Origin of the sequence: Nonomuraea sp. NPDC049714, from assembly GCF_044465295.1 — a bacterium.
Lineage (GTDB): Bacteria > Actinomycetota > Actinomycetes > Streptosporangiales > Streptosporangiaceae > Nonomuraea.
Genome location: NZ_JBITLM010000005.1, coordinates 544,760 through 562,240, shown reverse-complemented (window position 1 = coordinate 562,240; position 17,481 = coordinate 544,760). Strand labels below are relative to the sequence as shown.

At 71.1% G+C, this 17,481-nt stretch carries 16 protein-coding genes; 7 read left to right on the top strand and 9 right to left on the bottom strand.

What is annotated here, in order from left to right:
• Positions 1–219 precede the first annotated feature (219 nt).
• Both ACIBQX_RS23310 and ACIBQX_RS23305 read left to right on the top strand, forming a co-directional pair.
• The gene (locus ACIBQX_RS23310) at positions 220–879 is read left to right on the top strand and encodes a potassium channel family protein (protein ID WP_397007756.1); all 660 of its coding nucleotides are present in this window, start codon (positions 220–222) and stop codon (positions 877–879) included.
• Positions 880–977: 98 nt separating this feature from the next.
• Positions 978–2,078 (top strand): exo-alpha-sialidase, encoded by a 1,101-nt coding sequence (locus ACIBQX_RS23305; protein ID WP_397007754.1) that lies wholly within the window; start codon positions 978–980, stop codon positions 2,076–2,078.
• On the opposite strand, the gene ACIBQX_RS23300 is transcribed toward ACIBQX_RS23305, so the two are convergent.
• The 3 genes from ACIBQX_RS23300 to ACIBQX_RS23290 form a co-directional block, all read right to left on the bottom strand.
• Entirely contained in the window at positions 2,079–3,803 is a 1,725-nt protein-coding gene (locus ACIBQX_RS23300) for an HAD hydrolase family protein (protein WP_397007752.1), read from the bottom strand.
• Between the two features lie 9 nt (positions 3,804–3,812).
• Positions 3,813–5,030 carry an MFS transporter gene (locus tag ACIBQX_RS23295; RefSeq protein WP_397007750.1) on the bottom strand — a complete coding sequence of 406 codons (1,218 nt, stop codon included), beginning with the start codon at positions 5,028–5,030 and terminating at the stop codon, positions 3,813–3,815.
• A 147-nt stretch (positions 5,031–5,177) separates the two neighbouring features.
• Positions 5,178–6,164, bottom strand: a complete 987-nt coding sequence (locus ACIBQX_RS23290) for an endonuclease/exonuclease/phosphatase family protein (RefSeq protein ID WP_397007748.1) — start codon at positions 6,162–6,164, stop codon at positions 5,178–5,180.
• Between the two features lie 175 nt (positions 6,165–6,339).
• On the opposite strand from ACIBQX_RS23290, the gene ACIBQX_RS23285 reads away from it, so the two are divergent.
• The 4 genes from ACIBQX_RS23285 to ACIBQX_RS23270 all read left to right on the top strand — a co-directional run bounded on the left by ACIBQX_RS23285 (position 6,340) and on the right by ACIBQX_RS23270 (position 9,270).
• Complete coding sequence (locus ACIBQX_RS23285; protein ID WP_397007746.1) at positions 6,340–6,939, top strand: redoxin domain-containing protein; 600 nt, start codon at positions 6,340–6,342, stop codon at positions 6,937–6,939.
• A gap of 2 nt (positions 6,940–6,941) precedes the next feature.
• The gene (locus ACIBQX_RS23280; RefSeq protein WP_397007848.1) at positions 6,942–7,883 is read left to right on the top strand and encodes a cytochrome c biogenesis CcdA family protein; all 942 of its coding nucleotides are present in this window, start codon (positions 6,942–6,944) and stop codon (positions 7,881–7,883) included.
• A gap of 40 nt (positions 7,884–7,923) precedes the next feature.
• Positions 7,924–8,406, top strand: coding sequence for a metallophosphoesterase family protein (locus ACIBQX_RS23275; protein WP_397007744.1), 483 nt, complete (start codon positions 7,924–7,926; stop codon positions 8,404–8,406).
• A 69-nt stretch (positions 8,407–8,475) separates the two neighbouring features.
• Positions 8,476–9,270, top strand: coding sequence for a hypothetical protein (locus tag ACIBQX_RS23270; RefSeq protein WP_397007742.1), 795 nt, complete (start codon positions 8,476–8,478; stop codon positions 9,268–9,270).
• Positions 9,271–9,273: 3 nt separating this feature from the next.
• Here ACIBQX_RS23270 and ACIBQX_RS23265 read toward each other — a convergent pair whose 3' ends face one another.
• Both ACIBQX_RS23265 and ctaD read right to left on the bottom strand, forming a co-directional pair.
• Complete coding sequence (locus ACIBQX_RS23265; protein ID WP_397007740.1) at positions 9,274–9,501, bottom strand: hypothetical protein; 228 nt, start codon at positions 9,499–9,501, stop codon at positions 9,274–9,276.
• A 152-nt stretch (positions 9,502–9,653) separates the two neighbouring features.
• Complete coding sequence (gene ctaD / locus ACIBQX_RS23260) at positions 9,654–11,300, bottom strand: cytochrome c oxidase subunit I (protein ID WP_397007846.1); 1,647 nt, start codon at positions 11,298–11,300, stop codon at positions 9,654–9,656.
• A gap of 188 nt (positions 11,301–11,488) precedes the next feature.
• On the opposite strand from ctaD, the gene ACIBQX_RS23255 reads away from it, so the two are divergent.
• Entirely contained in the window at positions 11,489–12,298 is an 810-nt protein-coding gene (locus ACIBQX_RS23255) for a DUF1206 domain-containing protein (protein WP_397007738.1), read from the top strand.
• 86 nt (positions 12,299–12,384) lie between these two features.
• Here the strand turns inward: ACIBQX_RS23255 and ACIBQX_RS23250 are convergent, their stop codons facing one another.
• From ACIBQX_RS23250 to ACIBQX_RS23235, 4 genes are all read right to left on the bottom strand, one after another.
• Positions 12,385–13,326, bottom strand: a complete 942-nt coding sequence (locus tag ACIBQX_RS23250) for a D-ribose ABC transporter substrate-binding protein (protein WP_397007736.1) — start codon at positions 13,324–13,326, stop codon at positions 12,385–12,387.
• A gap of 16 nt (positions 13,327–13,342) precedes the next feature.
• Positions 13,343–14,305 carry an ABC transporter permease gene (locus tag ACIBQX_RS23245; RefSeq protein ID WP_397007734.1) on the bottom strand — a complete coding sequence of 321 codons (963 nt, stop codon included), beginning with the start codon at positions 14,303–14,305 and terminating at the stop codon, positions 13,343–13,345.
• Positions 14,295–15,797 (bottom strand): sugar ABC transporter ATP-binding protein, encoded by a 1,503-nt coding sequence (locus ACIBQX_RS23240; RefSeq protein ID WP_397007732.1) that lies wholly within the window; start codon positions 15,795–15,797, stop codon positions 14,295–14,297. The genes ACIBQX_RS23245 and ACIBQX_RS23240 overlap by 11 nt, the downstream gene beginning before the upstream one ends.
• Positions 15,798–15,908: 111 nt before the next feature.
• Positions 15,909–17,432 (bottom strand): MFS transporter, encoded by a 1,524-nt coding sequence (locus ACIBQX_RS23235; RefSeq protein WP_397007730.1) that lies wholly within the window; start codon positions 17,430–17,432, stop codon positions 15,909–15,911.
• Between the last annotated feature and the right edge of the window lie 49 nt (positions 17,433–17,481).

Below are 17,481 nucleotides of genomic sequence, written 5' to 3'. Positions count from 1 at the left end.
GATTCCGGTGAACCTGACAAGCGCTTTATTGATCTTACGCTGCCAGCTCATGCCGAGCGAGACTACCCAGCCTTCCTGGTAGTTGCCTGGCAATCTGGTGGCAGTACGGTCATGTATCCGATCCGGCTTGGAGCAGGCACGGGAGGCGTCAGGGAATGTGGCTTTCAGGCCGGATATCCTCCGTGGTGCGTCACGAACTACCTGAGGAGCGGATCAGCGGTGGCTGAGAGAAGCAACGACCCGGTCGTCGTGATCGGCCTCGGCCGGTTCGGCAGCTCGCTGGCCCTGGAGCTCACCCGGCGCGGCACCGAGGTGCTGGCCATCGACAACCGGCCCAAGATCGTGCAGGGCCTCGCGGGGAACATCACGCACCTCGCCACCGCCGACGCCACCGACCTCGACGCGCTGCAGCAGCTCGGCGTGGCCGACTTCTACCGGGCCGTGGTGGCGATCGGCGACCTCGAAGCCAGCATCCTGACCGCGTCGCTGCTGGTGGAGCTGGAGATCGACGACATCTGGGCCAAGGCGGTCAGCCAGCAGCACCGGCGCATCCTGAGCCGGGTCGGCGTCCACCACGTGGTGCTGCCCGAGCACGACATGGGCGAGCGCGTCGCCCACCTGGTGAGCGGCCGGCTGCTGGACTACATGGAGGTCGACGAGAACTTCGCGCTCATCAAGACCCGGCCGCCGAAGGAGTACGTCGGCCTCCCGCTGGGGGAGTCGGGTCTGCGGCGCAAGTACGGCGTCACGGTGGTGGCGGTGAAGAAGGAGGACGAGGCGTTCACGTACGCCACGGCCGACACCGAGTTGTCCTACGGCGACATCATCATCGTCTCGGGCCGTACCGACCAGGTGGAGCGCTTCGCCGACCTCGGCTGAGCCGTCGCCATCCGACGGTCGCGTGGCGTTCGCGGCGTCGTAACCCGCTCGATCTAGGGTTTCCCCCCGGCAGCGCACCCCCGCGACGGGAGAACCCCATGGCAGACCGCCATCCCACGTCAGTGCCGTACCGGGCGGGCACGGAGGGCTATCACACCTTCCGCATCCCGGCCGTCGTGGTGACGCAGGCGGGCACGGTGCTGGCCTTCGCCGAAGGACGGCACGGCTCGGCCGGCGACTCCGGCCACATCGACCTGGTGCTGAAGCGCTCGACCGACGGCGGCGCCACCTGGGGCGAGCTGCGGGTGGTCGCCGAGGAGCGACGCCAGGGCACTGCGGGCAACCCCGCGCCGGTCGTGACCGCCGACGGCAGGATCGTCCTGGTCTCGGTCCAGCAGGGCCCCTCGGCCACCGAGAAGAAGATCAGGCTCGGCGAGGTGGCCGAGGCCGACGGCCGCAGGGTGTACGTCCAGCACAGCGACGACGACGGGGTCACCTGGTCGGCGCCGCGCGAGATCACCGAGTCCGTGAAGCGGCCGACGTGGCGCTGGTACGCCACCACCCCGGGACACGCCCTGCAGCTGCGCCACGGCCCCCACGCGGGCCGGATCGTGGTCCCCGCCAACCACTCTCTGCCGCCGGCCAAGGGCGACGACGACGGCACCGAGGGCATGTACAACGGCGGCCACGCGCTGCTCAGCGACGACGGCGGCGAGACCTGGCGCATCGGCTACGTCGACGACAACCCCGACGGGTACGTCAACGTCAACGAGACCACGGCCGCCGAGCTGCCCGACGGCCGCCTCTACCTCAACACCCGCACCGACTCCACCGCCCCCGGCACCCGGGCCGACGCCTACTCCTCCGACGGCGGGCAGACCCTGGAGCTGCCCTTCCGCCCCCAGGCCGGACTGGTCTGCCCGGTGGTCGAAGGCAGCCTCCTGCACTGGGAGCCCGCCGGGCCGCTGCTGTTCTCGGCCCCCGCCGCGCCGGACGCCCGCGCCCTGCTGACGATCCGGGCCAGCGACGACGAGGGCGTCACCTGGCGTCCGGCGCACACGGTCTCCGGCCTGCCCGCCGCCTACTCCGACCTGACCGCGCTGGACGCCGGGACGGTCGGGCTGTTGTACGAGACCGGCGACTTCGGGCCGTACGCCATGATCGCCTTCCGCCGGATCGCGGCGGCGGAGCTCGCCTGATCAGTCGTTGTGGTCGGGGTCGTACTTCGTGGGCTCGGCCGGCAGGGTGTAGCGCTGCTCGATGAGCTCCGCCACCCGGCGCAGGCTGTCGTCCGGCTCGTCCCGCTCCACCGCCGCCACCTCCTCGGCCAGCTCGTCGTCCCCGAGCTTGTCGCGGATCCAGGAGGAGTAGTCGCCCTGCCTGAGGTGGTGCGTCCAGGTGTCGTCGTCCACCCCCTCGGCGAGCTCCACGAAGGTGTGCAGGTTGCGCGCACGCAGGCTCAGCCGCTCCTCGGGGCCGGTGAAGTAGAAGCTCTTGTCCTTCGACATGGTGCCGGCCGCGTACTTGCGGCGGTGTCTGGTGCGCTGCTGGCGGGCGGGCGTGATCCGCACCCGCCGGGCGGCGTCCGAGCCGGTCCGCCAGAGGACGATCCCGTCGCCGCCGCCCTCGATGCCCGGAGCCGTACGGCCCAGCGCGCCGGCGAAGGCCGAGAGTGTGGCGTCCGGCTCCGGCCCGACCGCGATCACGTTGTCCACCAGGGTGAGCGCGGCGGGGCTCAGCGCCTCCGGATGCACGGTGATCATCAGCGTCGAGCCGACCTCGCCCACGTCCTTGATCGGCACCTCCTGCAGCTCGGCCGGCATCAGGTGGTGCGCCTCGTCCACCACGACCCAGTGCGGATGCCCCAGCCGGGCGCGCAGTGAGGTCAGCCGGGGCAGCAACTCGGTGAAGAACGCCGGTCGGTCCCGCAGCGGCAGCCCGATCATGTTCACCACCGCGCTGCGGTCCGGCGACTCCAGCAGCCGCAGCACCTCCTCCACGCTGGGCGGCCGGTCCGGCTCGCCGAGCACGGCCACGTCGGGGAACTCGGCGTAGTCGCCCTCCGGATCGATCACCACGCACTGGTAGTCGTCCTCGATGAGCCGCTCGATCAGCGCCGTGGTGACCGTGGACTTGCCGCTGCCCGACGGCCCCGCCACCACCAGTCCGGTCCCGTACGGCGGGAGCCGCACCTCCTCGTCCCCGCTTCCGTCCCGGTGACCGACGAGCACGTGGTGGCGCGGCACCTCCACCTCGTCGAGCTCACCTGACAGCAGCAGCGCGGCGAGCCGGCCGACCCCCTCGCCCGCGTCGTGGTCCAGCGGCAGGTCGCACTGCCGGAGCAGGGCCGGCACCGCGTTGGCGACGGCGGCCCCGCACTCGGCGGCGGCGAGGAAGGCGTGGTCGTTCTCCGCGTCGCCGACCGCCACCACGTTGTGGCGTGACATCTGCAGCCGGACGAGCGCGGCGGCCAGCCCGGAGGCCTTGTTCACGCCCGGCGGCAGCACCATCACGGCGCCCTTGTTGCGGATCACCTGAAGCTCCAGCCCCAGCTCCCGGATCGCCTCGTACACCTGGACGTCGTACGGCTCGCGGGTGGCCACGACGACGGCGCCGACGCCGAGCGGGGTCACTCCCTGAGCCCGCAGCCGCTCGACGAACTCGGCCGGCGGGGCGTCGGCGAGCGGGTCCCTGGTGCGCTGCCCGGGGTCGTAGAGCAGCCCGCCGTTCTCGGCCACGACCAGGTCGAACAGGTCGGCGTGCGGGAAGACCGTCAGCAGGTCGTCGAGCTCCCGCCCGGTGACGAGCAGCAGCTTCCTGCCCGAGCGGGAGACGCGTTCGAGGGTCTTGACGGTGTGCTCGTCGACCTTGCCCAGGGTGGCCAGAGTATCGTCGTAGTCACAGGCGAGCACGTGATAGCGCATGGTCGGCACTTACCCGAGGAGGGTGTCGGAAACGTCCCGGTCACGTTGCCGCAGCCCCAGCCAGAGGGCGACGAGCACGTACGGCGCGGCCAGCACGGCGAAGGCGACGCCGTGCCCGGTCATCGACGAGACGGTGCCGTACCCGGCGAAGACGAGCAGCGTGACCACGTTGGTGCCGAGGCCGGCCACCGAGGTCACCGTGGCGCGGCTCGGGCCGGTGATGCTGTCCTGCAGCCGGGCGTCGGCCACCACGCCGGACATCTGGAACAGCCCGAACGCCACCGCGATCGGCACGATCCCGGCCGGATGCCCGCTCAGCGCGCCGCCGGCCATGGCGAGCGCCGCCACCGCCAGAGCCACGGCCAGCCCGCGCTCCGACAGCCTCCGCGCGGCCCCCGCCAGCAGCCCGCCGCCGGTGGCGCCGATCCACACGATGAGGACCAGCACCGGAATCCCGGTGGCGGCCACTCCCGCCTCCGTGCCGAGGAACGGGACGTACTCCTCCAGAGCGCCCCAGATCGCCATCACGGTGGCGACCAGGAGCACGGCCCGCAGCACCCGCCGATCCCCGCGCGCCTCGGCCAGCCCCGCCTTCATGCTCGCCCAGTAGCCGAGATCCTCCTCGTCCTCGCCACTCGCCGTGGCGCGGTGCTCGCGGAAGGCCAGGCCCGTGGCCGAGCAGAGCAGACAGGCCAGGACACTGGCCGCGCCGACCGCGAGATAGCCGCCGACGGCGAAGACCGGGATGGCCAGGGCGATGGCCAGCGCGTCCGCGAGCAGCCCGACCGACGAGGCCCGGCCCATCACCTGCGCGTACCGCCCGGCCTGGCCGTGCCGCTGGAGCTCCTCGTACACGAGAGCCTCCATGGCGCCCGAGCTGAGCGCGTCACGCGCGCCCCACAGCACGAAGCCGACCGCGAAGGCCCAGTAGGACGGGAAGATCACCCACAGCGCGAAGCCGGTCGCGGCGAGCAGCGGGCCCAGGCAGAGCAGCAGCCGCCTGGAGACGGCGTCCGCCCACGCGCCGGAGGGCACCTCCAGCACCATGCCGGCGACCGACCAGATGACGAACAGCGAGGTGATCTCGGCGACGGACAGCCCGGTGTCGGTGAACAGCAGCGCGTACACCGGGTAGAGCAGGACGAACTCGTCAAGGAACGTGTAGACGTACAGCGTGCCGACCAGCCGGTCCGCGGGCGCGCTGAAGGCACGGGTGAGCGAGAACATGGGTGAGGCCTTCCAGGGGGACGATCAGGGACTCCGAGTGCCTGTCGCCTCGGTGGCCCGCGCGCCCCGCGTCGGCCTCTGGTCGTGCATCAATGTCGCCAGGTCATGCCTGCGATACTAACCGCGCCACGGCTCCGGCGCCTGTGCTTAAATCGGCAGGCGCAACTCGGCGAAGACCCCTCGGTGGTCGGTGCGCGGCACGTCCAGCACCTCGACCGCCCGCACCCTGGCCCGCGCGTCGGCCAGGACGTGGTCGATGGTGATGAACGGCGGCAGCACCCGCGTGTTCGGCCAGGTCGGGGTCAGGCCCCGGCCGACCTCATGGGCGGCGTCGCGATAGCCCTTGTCCAGCAGGTCGCGCATCGCCTCGTGGTCCAGGCTGGCGTTGAAGTCGCCGGCCAGCACCCGGATCGGGCCGGTCGACGGTGGCGGCAGCGCGGCCAGTGAAGCGTTCCACTCGCCGACCATCCTGCCCAGCGGTGGGTTGGGGTGGACGGCGACCACCTCCACCTTGGCCCCGGACGGCAGCGACAGCGCCGCCGCGGGCATGTTGTGCCCGATGGGTGTGAAGAGGCCGGGCAGCGCCGTGAGCGGGTGCCTGCCGTACAGGCCGCTGCCGGCGGCGTCGTGCTCGGCCTGCAACACCCGGTGCGGCATCAGCTCGGCCAGCCCGGCCGCGTCCAGCGCCGCGACCTGCCGGTGGGTGAGCTCCAGCGCGCTGAACACGTCCGGCTGGAGCCGCCGCACCAGGTCGACCACCGTCCGCGCGTCCGCCCGCCCGAACAGGTTGATCGTCAGCACCTTGAACGGCGTGCCGCCCGCGGCCGGCGCGCTCGCCGCGAACGCCCTGGGCAGCACGGTGGCCGCCAGCGTGACGCAGGCCACCAGGGCGACGATCGCGGCCCGGCGGTTGCGCCGGACCAGCGCGACGGCGGCGATCAACGCCAGCACCGCGCCGTACGGGGTGAGCGTCATCAACTGGGTGAGGAACGATCCACCTTCGGCCCCGGCGACCCGGACGACCGCCCAGACCGCCAGGAAGGCGACGACCAGCCAGGACAGCCAGCGCCTGCGGCGCCGTGGTGCGGGTTTCGCGCCGTCCTCCTCCTGACCAACCTCGACCGTGATGCTCACTCGTGCCGCCGTTCGGTTCGATCCTGACCTTGCTCATCGGATGCTCATCGGATGCTCATCGGATGCTCCTTGGAGCCTAAGCGGCAGCCCAGGCTTACGACGCCACCGGAGTCCCCACAGCTCCCGTCACCGGCCTGTAAGGATTCCGCCCGGCGCACCTGCCTAGGCTGGCCACGTGATCAAACCTGGCATCGCCGCGCTGGCCGTGTCGTTGGCCGTGTCGTTGTCCGTGGCCGCTTGCGGCACCGCCACGCCGAGCGCCGAGCCTGACAGCGCAGCACCCCTCAGCACATCCACCCCCGCCCCCGCCCGCACCCCCACTTCGGCCGCCGCCCAGCCATCGGCGAGTTCACCGGCCGCTTCCCCCACGCCCGAAGCGTTGAAGTTCAGCGCGAAGACCCTGGACGGGCGTGCCTTCGACGGAGGCACGCTGGCGGGCCGGCCGGTCGTCTTCTGGTTCTGGGCGCCGTGGTGCTCGAAGTGCCGTTCGGACGCCCCCGCCGTCAAGGCGGCCGTCGGCGAGCATCCGGACGTGCGGTTCGTCGGTGTCGCCGGGCTCGACACGGAGGCCGCGATGAAGGAGTTCGTGCGGAGCACGGGCACCGGCGGTCTCGTCCACCTGTCGGACGAAAAGGGTGCGGTCTGGACGAAGCTGGGCGTCACCCAGCAATCGGTGTTCGTCTTCATGAAGGCGGACGGCGCCACGGAGAAGGTCACCGGCCCTCTCGGTGCCGACGGCCTCGCAACGCGGATCGCGAAGATCCAGGCGGGTTGATCGTGGGCGCGGACCTGCCGATCGTGCTGGCCCTCACCGCGGGGACGGTGGCGGCGTTCAACCCCTGCGGGTTCGCCATGTTGCCCGCCTACCTCGCCATGCTGGTCGCCGGCCCGCCTGAAGACCGGCCCGCCGGCCCGCCTCAAAACCCGCCTGACGGCCCGCCTGAAGACCGGTCTGACGGCCCGTCTGACGGACTGCCCGCGGCCGTGTGGTGGCGGGGGCCGGTGGGCCGGGCCGTGCTGCTGTCGGCCTCGATGACGGCCGGCTTCGTCACCGTGTTCGGCCTGTTCGGGCTGGTCGTCACCCCGCTCGCGGTGTCGATCGGGAGCTACCTGCCGTGGGTCACGATCGTGATCGGCCTCGCCCTGACCGGGCTGGGCGGCTGGCTGCTGGCCAACCGGACGCTGTTGGTGCGGGTGCCCAAGCTCGCCACCGGCCGCCCGGCGATGTCGGTCCCCGCCCTGTACGGGTACGGGCTGACGTACGCGGTGGCCTCGCTGTCGTGCACGATCGGCCCGTTCCTGGCCGTGGTCTCGGCCTCCCTGTCAGGCTCGGGGCTGCTCGGCGGGCTGGCGGTCTTCGTCGCGTACGCGCTCGGCATGGGCCTGGTGGTGACGGTGCTGTCGCTCGCCGTGGCGCTGGCGCGCCAGACGGCCGTGGCCAGACTGCGGCGGGTGCTGCCGTACGTCTCCCGGCTCAGCGGGGCGCTGCTCGTGGCCGCCGGTCTGTACGTCGCCTACTACGGCTGGTACGAGCTGCGGGTCTTCGGCGGCGGTGACACCGATGATCCATTGGTGTCGGCGGTGACCACGGCGCAGGGCGTCGTCTCCGGCTGGCTGGAGGCGCTCGGTCCCGGCGGGATCACGCTCGTGCTCGCCGTGCTGCTGGCCGTACTGCTGTTGACCGGGCGGCGCGCCCGAGCGGGCCGCGCGCGCGATTGACACCGCGAAAGGACCCCAGCGGGTGGGTAGGGGTGCTCGGGTGAGAGTGGTGGCGCTGTCGGACACGCATGCTCCCCGGTACTGGAAGTCCTGCCCGCCTCGGGTGGCCGAGCGGCTCAGGGGCGCCGACGTCATCCTGCACGCCGGTGACGTGTGCGTGGCGTCCGTGCTCGGCGAGCTGGCCGAGTACGCGCCGGTCCACGTGGTCAAGGGCAACAACGACGGGCCGGACGTGGTGGCGCCTGAGACCTTGGAGCTGACCCTGGACGGCCTGCGGGTGGCGATGATCCACGACAGCGGGCAGGCCAAGGGCAGGCCGGCCCGGATGCGCCGTCGCTTTCCGGAGGCGGATCTGGTGGTGTTCGGGCATTCGCACATCCCGCTGGACGAGTCCGGCGACGGGCTGCGCATCTTCAATCCGGGCTCGCCGACCGACCGCCGCCGTCAGCCGCACGGCACCGTGGGCGTGCTGACCATCGAGCGCGGGGTGCTCGTCGAGGCCAGGATCGTCCCGGTGACCTGAGGGATTCGGTGCCGACCGCACGGGTATGTCACGTACGGTAACCATTCATACACTGCGTGGCAGGCGGAAATGGACCATGTACGGCAGATCGCACAGGCCGTGCTGTATGAGCGCCATCTGCCGTGGCCGCCCGACCGGCACCCATGGGCGCCCGGCGGCCTCCACCCCCCGGCCGGCGGCGACGCGCACACCGGCGATCCGTGGCAGATGCAGACCCAGTGCCTGGTCGAGGCGGGTCCGGCCGACACCGTCGACGTGCACGTACGCTTCCTGCACGTCATCACCCGCGAGGTGGCCCGCGTACGCGGCGGCGAGCTGGAGCCCGTGGCGGAGCTGACCGTCGACGGCACCCGTCACCTCGCGGGCCAGGAGGCGAGGGAGCGTGAGGAGGCGGTGTCGGGGCTGGAGCTCGGCCGCCTGGCCCGCGCGCCGAGGGTGATGGAGATCGACGTCCCGGCGGACCAGGAGGCCATGTGGCTGATCGACGCCGGCGGCCCGGCCGGGGCGGTGCTGCGCGGCTGGGAGGAGCTGCGCGGCCGGGTCGAGGTCCGTGCCGAGCCACTGCGTGCCAGGCTCTTCCGCCTCACCGTCCGGGTGGCGAACACCACCGCGTGCCGGGGAGCGGCGCGGGCGGAGGTGTGGAAGCACACGTTCGTCTCGGCGCACAGCGTGGTCCACACCCGTGGCGGGCGGTTCGTCTCGCTCCTCGACCCGCCCGAGAAGCTGCGCCCGCTGGCGGAGGGCTGCCGCAACGTCGGCACCTGGCCGGTGCTGGTCGGGCGGGAGGGCGAGCGGCACACCATGCTCTCGGCGCCGATCGTCCTGCACGATCACCTGGACGTCTCACCCCCACAGCCCGTCTGATCGTCACCTGGGCGCCCGCTCCGCCGCGATGATCAGCACCACCCCCAGGGCCGCCAGCGCCAGGTTCGCGAAGAGCTCGTAGCCGGTCAGGAAGGCCACCCTCGGGATGATCACCCGGTTGAAGAAGTTCAGCACGATCCCCATGAAGGGCTGCACGAACACGTGGTCGATGGCCCCGCTGAAGCCCTGGAGGGCCAGGATCAGACCCGCGAACTGGATGGCTTTGCGCATGACCGAAACGCTAGGCGGCCGGGGCCCGGATCCGGATCGGACCTGCGTAGGCGGTCGGGTGACGAAAGTATGCGTCAGGACTCGTGACAAAAGGCATACGTCAGGACCCGTGACAAAAGGTATACGTCAGGACTCGTGACAGAAGGTATGCGTCAGGCCTCGATCTCTTCGCGCCGGTGCGACGTGTGCGGGTAGTGCAGGTCGAAGGCGGGCCGTTCGGACCGGATCGACGGCATGTAGGAGAAGTTGTGCCGGGGCGGCGGGCAGGACGTGGCCCATTCGAGTGAGTTGCCGAATCCCCACGGGTCGTCCACCGTCACCTTGGGCGCCTTCCTGGCCGTCTTCCAGACGTTGTAGAGGAAGGGCAGCGTCGACGCGCCGAGCAGGAACGCTCCCGCCGAGGAGATCTGGTTGAGCGTGGTGAAGCCGTCGACGGCGCTGTAGTCGGCGTAGCGGCGGGGGAAGCCCAGCATGCCGAGCCAGTGCTGGATCAGGAACGTGGTGTGGAAGCCGATGAACAGCATCCAGAAGTGCCACTTGCCGAGCCGGTCGTCGAGCATCTTGCCGGTCATCTTCGGCCACCAGAAGTAGAAGCCGGCGAACATCGCGAACACCACCGTGCCGAAGACCACGTAGTGGAAGTGCGCCACCACGAAGTAGGAGTCGGTGACGTGGAAGTCCAGCGGCGGCGAGCCCAGGATCACCCCCGTCAGCCCGCCCAGCAGGAACGTGACGAGAAACCCGATCGCGAACAGCATCGGCGACTCGAAGCTGAGATGCCCGCGCCACATCGTGCCGACCCAGTTGAAGAACTTCACCCCGGTCGGCACCGCGATGAGGAAGGTCATGAACGAGAAGAACGGCAGCAGCACCTGCCCGGTCGGGAACATGTGGTGCGCCCACACCGTCATGGACAGCCCGGCGATCGCGATCGTGGCCCCCACCAGGCCGACATAACCGAAGATCGGCTTACGGCTGAAGACCGGCAGCACCTCGGTGACGATCCCGAAGAACGGCAGCGCGATGATGTAGACCTCGGGATGGCCGAAGAACCAGAACAGGTGCTGCCACAGGATCGGCCCGCTGCCGTTGGCGTCGAAGACGTGGGTGCCGAACTTGCGGTCCGACTCCAGCGCCAGCAGCGCGGCGGCCAGCACCGGGAAGGCCATCAGCACGAGCATGCTGGTCAGCAGCACGTTCCAGGTGAAGATCGGCATCCGGAACATGGTCATCCCGGGCGCCCGCATGCACACGATCGTGGTGAAGAAGTTGACCGAGCCCAGGATCGTGCCCAGCCCGGACATCACCAGCCCCACGATCCACAGATCGCCGCCCACCTGTGGGCTGTAGGTGGAGCCGGACAGCGGCGTGTAGGCGAACCAGCCGAAGTCGGCGGCGCCGCCACTGGCGAAGAACCCGCTCACCGCGATCCACCCGCCGAACAGGAACAGCCAGTAGCTGACCATGTTGAGCCGGGGGAAGGCCACGTCGGGCGAGCCGATCTGCAACGGCATGATCACGTTGGCGAACCCGGCGAACAACGGCGTCGCGAAGAGCAGCAGCATGACCGCGCCGTGCATGGTGAACAGCTGGTTGTACTGCTGCGTGTTGACCAGCTGCATCCCCGGGTGCAGCAACTCCGCCCGGATGATCATCGCCATGATCCCGGCCACCAGGAAAAACCCGAACGAGGTGATCAGATAGAGGTAACCGATGACCTTGTGGTCGGTGGACGTCAGCCAGTTGACGATCACGGTCCCGGTCCGGCGGTCGCGGGCCGGAGCCGGCGGCGAGGTCACCGGCCCGCTGTCTGACGGCTTGTGGATCGTCACGTGTCGTCCCTCTCGTACGCATACCGTACGCGCATGACTACCCAGAGGCATCTCTGCGTACGCCCATGAGACGTGCGCCGATCAGCCCGCTTCCGCGCCTAGCCGCCCGAAATCTGGGCACATGAGGGTCTTCCCTTCGACCCCTTGGAGGACCGGTGAGTACTGCGCAGAGCGCACGAGCCACGGCGCGGCGGGCGGCCGACAGCCCCATGCTCGACCGGCTGGCCCGCGTGGGCCTGGCCTGCCGTGGCGTGCTGTACGCGCTGATCGGCGTGCTGGCGATCCAGATCGCCCTCAGCGGCGGCGCGGGGGAGCAGGCGGACAAGGGCGGCGCGATCACCACCGTGGCGGAGCTGCCGTTCGGGGCCGTGCTGCTGTGGGTGATGGTCGTGGGCTTCGCCGCGCTGGCGTTGTGGCAGGCCTCCGAGGCGTTGTTCGGCCACCAGGAGGTCTTCGACCGGGTCGAGGCGGTCATCAGGACCGCCGTGTACGTGCTGATCTTCGTCACCCTGCTGACCGTGCTGCTGGCCGGCCGGGCCGCCTCCGAGGACGAGAAGTCCCAGGACGTCACCGGCAAGCTGCTCGACCTGCCCGCCGGGCAGTGGATCGTGGGCGCCATCGGCCTGGGCATCATCGTGCTGGGCGTCCACTGGCTGCGCCAGGGCGTCACCAAGAAGTTCCGCGAGGAGCTCAACCTCGGGCAGATGTCCGCGCGGGCCCGCTCGGTGATGGAGAAGCTCGGCCTGGCCGGCTACGTGGCCCGTGGCGCCATCGCGGGCCTCGCCGGGATCTTCGTCGTCCAGGCGGCGATCACGCACGACAAGGACAAGGCCGGCGGCATCGACGCGACACTGCGCGCGTTCGCCGAGACCCCGGCGGGCCCGTGGCTGCTGGTGGCGGTGGCGGTGGGGCTGATGCTGTTCGCCGGATACTGCTTCGGCGAGTCCCGCTGGCGCCGCACCTAGAGTGTCAGGAACCAGAGCGTCAGGAACCAGAGCGTCAGGAACTAGGACGTCAGGAACTAGGACGTCAGGAACTAGGACGTCAGGAACTAGGACGTCAGGAACTCCGAGACGTTCTCCTTGGTCGCCACCTTCACCGGCACGGCCACCGTCTTCTCCAGGGTCGCGCCGCCGGCCGCCTTCACCGCGGCGTCCACGGCCTGCTGGCCGAGCAGCCTGGGCTGCTGGGCGATGGAGGCGGCCAGGGTGCCGTTCTGGATCGCGGTCAGGCCGTCCGGGGTGCCGTCGAAGCCGACGACCTTGACCTGCCGGCCCGCCCGGTCGCCGAGCGCCTTGATCGCGCCGAGCGCCATCTCGTCGTTCTCGGCGAAGACGCCGGTGACGTCCGGGTACGACTGCAGCAGGTTCGTCATCACGTCCAGGCCCTTGGTCCGGTCGAAGTCGGCCGGCTGCCTGGCCACGACCTTGATGTCCGGGAAGGCCTTGACACCCTGCTCGAAGCCCTGGCCACGGTCGCGGGACGCCGAGGTGCCCGGGGTGCCCTGTAGGACGATGGCCTGGCCCTTCTCGCCCATCTGCGCGGCCAGCTCCTCGGCGGCCAGCTTGCCGCCCGCGACGTTGTCGGAGGCCACGGTCTGGGCCACCTCGGCGCCGGTGACGCCACGGTCGGCGGCGATCACCGGGATGTCGGCCCGTTCGGCCAGCGTGACCGCGGGCGCCGCCGCGTTGGAGTCGACCGGGTTGATGATGATCGCCTGCATGCCCTGGCTGGTGAAGTTCTGCACCTGGTTCACCTGCTGGGAGGGGTCGTTCTGGGCGTCGGTGACGGTGAGCGCCGCGCCGAGCTTGGTGGCCTGGGCCTGTGCGCCGTCGCGGAGCTGGACGAAGAACGGGTTGTTCAGCGTCGACACCGACATCCCGATCTTCACGCCGCCCTGCTGCCCGCCGCCGGACGAGCCGCCGTCCGTGCCGCACCCGGCCAGCCCCAGCATCAGCGCCACCCCGGCCATGACGATCGCGGGAGTCCGCATGATGATCATCCTCCTTCTAGTACGTTCCCCTGCGGCGCAGGGTGTCGACGAGGACCGCCAGCGCGATCACCGCGCCGATCACGACCTGCTGCCAGAAAGCCGATACGGAGAGCAGGTTGAGCCCGTTGCGCAGCACGGCCAGGATGAGCGCGCCGACGAACGTGCCGAGCGCCCTGCCCTTGCCGCCCGACAGGCTCGCGCCGCCGATCACCACGGCCGCGATGGCGTCGAGCTCGTAGCCGGCGGCGGCCTGCGGCTGCGCGGAGGCCAGGCGGCTGGCCAGCACGATGCCGGCGACCGCGGCGAAGGCGCCCGACAGCCCGTACGTGATGAGCTGCTGCCGGTCGACCTTGATGCCGGACAGGCGGGCCGCCTCCTCGTTGCCGCCGATCGCGTACATGGCGCGACCCGCGTACGTGCGGTTGAGTATCACCGCCGCGATCAGGCCCATCACCACCATCACGATCACCGGGATCGGCAGGTAGCGGCCGAGGTTGCCGCCCAGGGCGGACACGGCGTCCGGCATCGCGATCGGGCTGCCCTGCGAGATGACCAGCGCCAGGCCGCGCGCGATGCCGAGCATGGCCAGTGTGGCGATGAACGGCGGCAGCTTGCCGTACGCGATGAGCGCCGCGTTGACCAGCCCGGCCACGACGCCGACCGTCAGCGACACCACCACGGCCACCGGCCAGGCCACCCCCGCGTCCGTGGCCGTCCAGGCCAGCGTGATCGCCGAGAGCGCCGCCACGGAGCCGACCGACAGGTCGATGCCGCCGGTGACGATGACGAACGTCGAGCCGAAGGCGAGGATCGCGGTGACGGCCGCCTGCACCCCCACGTTGAGCAGGTTGGTCACGCTGAGGAACGTCGACGACAGCAGCGACAGCGCCACCACCAGCACGACGAGCGCGGCCACCGCGCCGTTCTCGGCCAGCCAGACGGCCGCCGGCGAGCGGCGGGCGAGCACGTTACCGGACACGACTGCCCTCCACATCCGTGACCGCCAGCGCCATCACGTCGTCCTGTGTGGCATCGGCCGAGGGCAGCTCGCCGACGAGCCGCCCCCGCGCCATGACCAGAATCCGATCGCTCATCCCGAGGATCTCCGGCAGATCGCTGGAGATCATGAGCACGGCGTGCCCGGAGTCGGTGAGGGCGTTGATGAGCTGGTAGATCTCGACCTTCGCCCCCACGTCGATGCCGCGGGTCGGTTCGTCGAGAATGAGCACGCCCGCGTCGGCCACCAGCCACTTGCCGATGACCACCTTCTGCTGGTTGCCGCCGGACAGCGTGCGGACCTCCTGGTCCAGCCCCGTCATCCGGATGGCGAGCTGGTCGGCCACCTTCGCCGCCGCCGTGCGCTGCCCCTTGCGGTCCACGAAGCCGGCGCGGGTCGCGTCGCGCATGGTGACCAGCCCCAGGTTCTCGCCGATGTCGGCGGTCAGCACCAGGCCCTGCCCCTTGCGGTCCTCCGGCACCAGCCCGAGCCCCGCCTCCATGGCGGCGTGCACGTCGGCCGGCGGCAGCCGCCGCCCGCGTACGGTGACCTCGCCCGAGTCGTAGCGGTCGGCTCCGAAGACCGCCCTGGCCACCTCGGTGCGGCCCGCGCCCACCAGCCCGGCGATGCCCACCACCTCGCCCGCCCGCACCTCGAAGGAGACGTCGTCGAAGGCGCCTCTGCGGCTCAGGCCGGTGACCTTGAGCAGCGGCGCGCCCAGCTCGGCCGGGCGGCGCGGGAACTGCTGGTCGATCGGGCGGCCCACCATGAGCCGGACCAGCTCGTCCTGGGGGGTGTCGGCCCGCACCTCGGCCACCGAACGGCCGTCGCGCAGCACCGTCACCCGATCGCCGATCGCGGCGATCTCCTCCAGGTGGTGGGTGATGAACGCGACCGCCACGTTCTCGTCCCGGAGCTGCCGGACGATCGCGAAGAGCTTGTCGACCTCGCTGGTGGTGAGCACCGCCGTCGGCTCGTCCATGATCAGCACGCGGGCGTTCAGCGCCAGCGCCTTGGCGATCTCCACCATCTGCCTCCGGGCGATGCCCAGCCTGGCGACCGGGGTGCGCGGATCGACGTCCACCTCCACCCGCGCCAGGAGCTCGCCCGCCTGCCGGATCATGGCGGCCTTGTCGATCAGGCCGAACCTGCGCGGCGGCCGGCCCAGCGACAGGTTCTCCGCCACGCTCAGCTCGGGCACCAGGTTGAACTCCTGGTAGATGGTGGAGATGCCGAGCCGCTGGGCGTCGCCGGCCGTGCGGATGTGCACCGGGTGCCCGTCCATCAGCACCCGGCCTTCGTCGGGACGGTAGGCGCCGGACAGCATCTTGATCAGCGTGCTCTTGCCCGCGCCGTTCTCACCCAGCAGTACGTGTACCTCGCCGGGTCGCAGGCTCAGATCCACCCCGTCCAGGGCCTGCACGCCGGGGAAGCCCTTACGCAGGCCCTCGGCCCGGAGTATCGGCTCGCTCACCCCCGTGGTCCTTTCCGGCCGCACGACCGGCGAATCACCGAAGGCGCAGGTAGAACGGCCGGAGGTCACCTGCCCGCGTACGCATGGCCCGCACCTCCGCCCCCGGATCCGTCACCGCCGCAAGGGCTCTGCGGGGGTGGTGTCGTGAGCGCGGAAGGCGGTGCGGGCGAGGGCGGCCAGGCCCAGCGCGATGACGGCGCTCACCACCCCGATCACGTTCAGCCCGGTGGTGAAAGCCGCGTGCGCCGACTCCAGCAGCACGGCCCCGGGGCCTTCGGGCAGTTCCGTGGCGGTGGCCAAGGCGGCGGGCAGGGTGTCACGGGCAGCGGCGGCGGCCTCGCCGGGCACCCCGTCCGGCACGATGACGAGCGCCCGGTAGACGGCCGTGCCGACGCTGCCCAGCAGCGCGACCCCCAGCGCGATGCCGAGCTCGCCGCTGGTCTCCGACAGGGCCGACGCCGCGCCGGCCTTCTCCGGCGGCGCCGAGCCCATGACCAGGTCGGTGCCCAGCACCATCATGGGCGCGACGCCGAAGAAGGCGATCGCCATGCCCGCGACCGCCGTGACCGGCGAGCCGTCCACCAGGGCGAGCAGCAGATAGCCGACGGCCGCGAGCGCCAGCCCGGCTCCGATGAGGCGTCCCATCGGCATCCGGCCGGCCAGCTTCGGCGCGAGCAGCGAGCCGGCGATCGTCAGCAGCGTGGCCGGCAGCAGCCAGACCCCGGCCTCCAGCGCGGACAGCCCGGCGACGAGCTGCAGGTACTGGGCGACCATCATGAACCCGCCACCGGTGGTGACCAACGCCAGCAGCATGATCACCAGTGCCGCGGTGAACCCACGCTCGCCGAACAGCCGCAGGTCCACGAGCGGCACGGCCAGCGTGCGCTGCCGTCGCACGAACCAGGCGCCGAACAGCGCTCCGGCCCCCAGGGCGGCCAGCGCCAAGGGGGCCGGGCCGTCCTTGGCCAGCTCCTTGAGCCCGTAGACGACGGGCAGCAGCGCGGCCAGCGACAGGGCCACGCTGACCACGTCGATGCCGCCCGGCTGGGGATCGCGCTGCTCGGGAAGCAGCAGCGGGCCGGCGACGAGCAGCAGCGCCATCACCGGCACCCCGATCAGGAACGCCGACCCCCACCAGAAGCGCTCCAGCAGCACGCCGCCGACCAGCGGGCCGATCGCGCTGCCGCCCATGAAGGAGGTCATCCACACGCCCACGGCCATCGCCCGCTGCCGTGGATCCTTGAACATGGTGCCGAGCAGCGCCAGGGTCGAGGGCATCAGCGTCGCCCCCGCCACGCCGAGCAGCGCCCTGGAGACGATCAACATGGCCGGGCCGGTGGAGTACGCCGCCAGCGCCGAAGCCAGACCGAAGGCGGCGGCGCCGATCATCAGCAGGCGGCGACGGCCGATCCGGTCGCCCACCCAGCCCATGGTCACCAGGAAGCCCGCGATCATGAAGCCGTACACGTCGAGGATCCACAGCAGCTCGGTGCCGCTGGGAGCCAGGTCCGCGCTCAGGTGCGGGACCGCCAGATGCAGCACGCTCAGGTCGAGGGCGAGGAGCACGGTGGGCAGCGCCAGGACGGCCAGGCCGGCCCACTCACGCCGTCCGGCGCGTGAAGAGTTCACAGTCATGGGGCGAGCCTGACCCGGCCGGCTCTCGGTTTCCGGTCGGTCGTCTGTC

Excerpts from the sequence above, each read along its gene's own strand:
- ACIBQX_RS23300 (WP_397007752.1), bottom strand. The coding sequence starts at position 3,803 with ATGCGCTATCACGTGCTCGCCTGTGACTACGACGATACTCTGGCCACC.
- ACIBQX_RS23295 (WP_397007750.1), bottom strand. The coding sequence starts at position 5,030 with ATGTTCTCGCTCACCCGTGCCTTCAGCGCGCCCGCGGACCGGCTGGTC.
- ACIBQX_RS23250 (WP_397007736.1), bottom strand. The coding sequence starts at position 13,326 with ATGCGGACTCCCGCGATCGTCATGGCCGGGGTGGCGCTGATGCTGGGG.
- ACIBQX_RS23270 (WP_397007742.1), top strand. The coding sequence starts at position 8,476 with ATGGACCATGTACGGCAGATCGCACAGGCCGTGCTGTATGAGCGCCAT.
- ACIBQX_RS23235 (WP_397007730.1), bottom strand. The coding sequence starts at position 17,432 with ATGACTGTGAACTCTTCACGCGCCGGACGGCGTGAGTGGGCCGGCCTG.
- ACIBQX_RS23265 (WP_397007740.1), bottom strand. The coding sequence starts at position 9,501 with ATGCGCAAAGCCATCCAGTTCGCGGGTCTGATCCTGGCCCTCCAGGGC.
- ACIBQX_RS23305 (WP_397007754.1), top strand. The coding sequence starts at position 978 with ATGGCAGACCGCCATCCCACGTCAGTGCCGTACCGGGCGGGCACGGAG.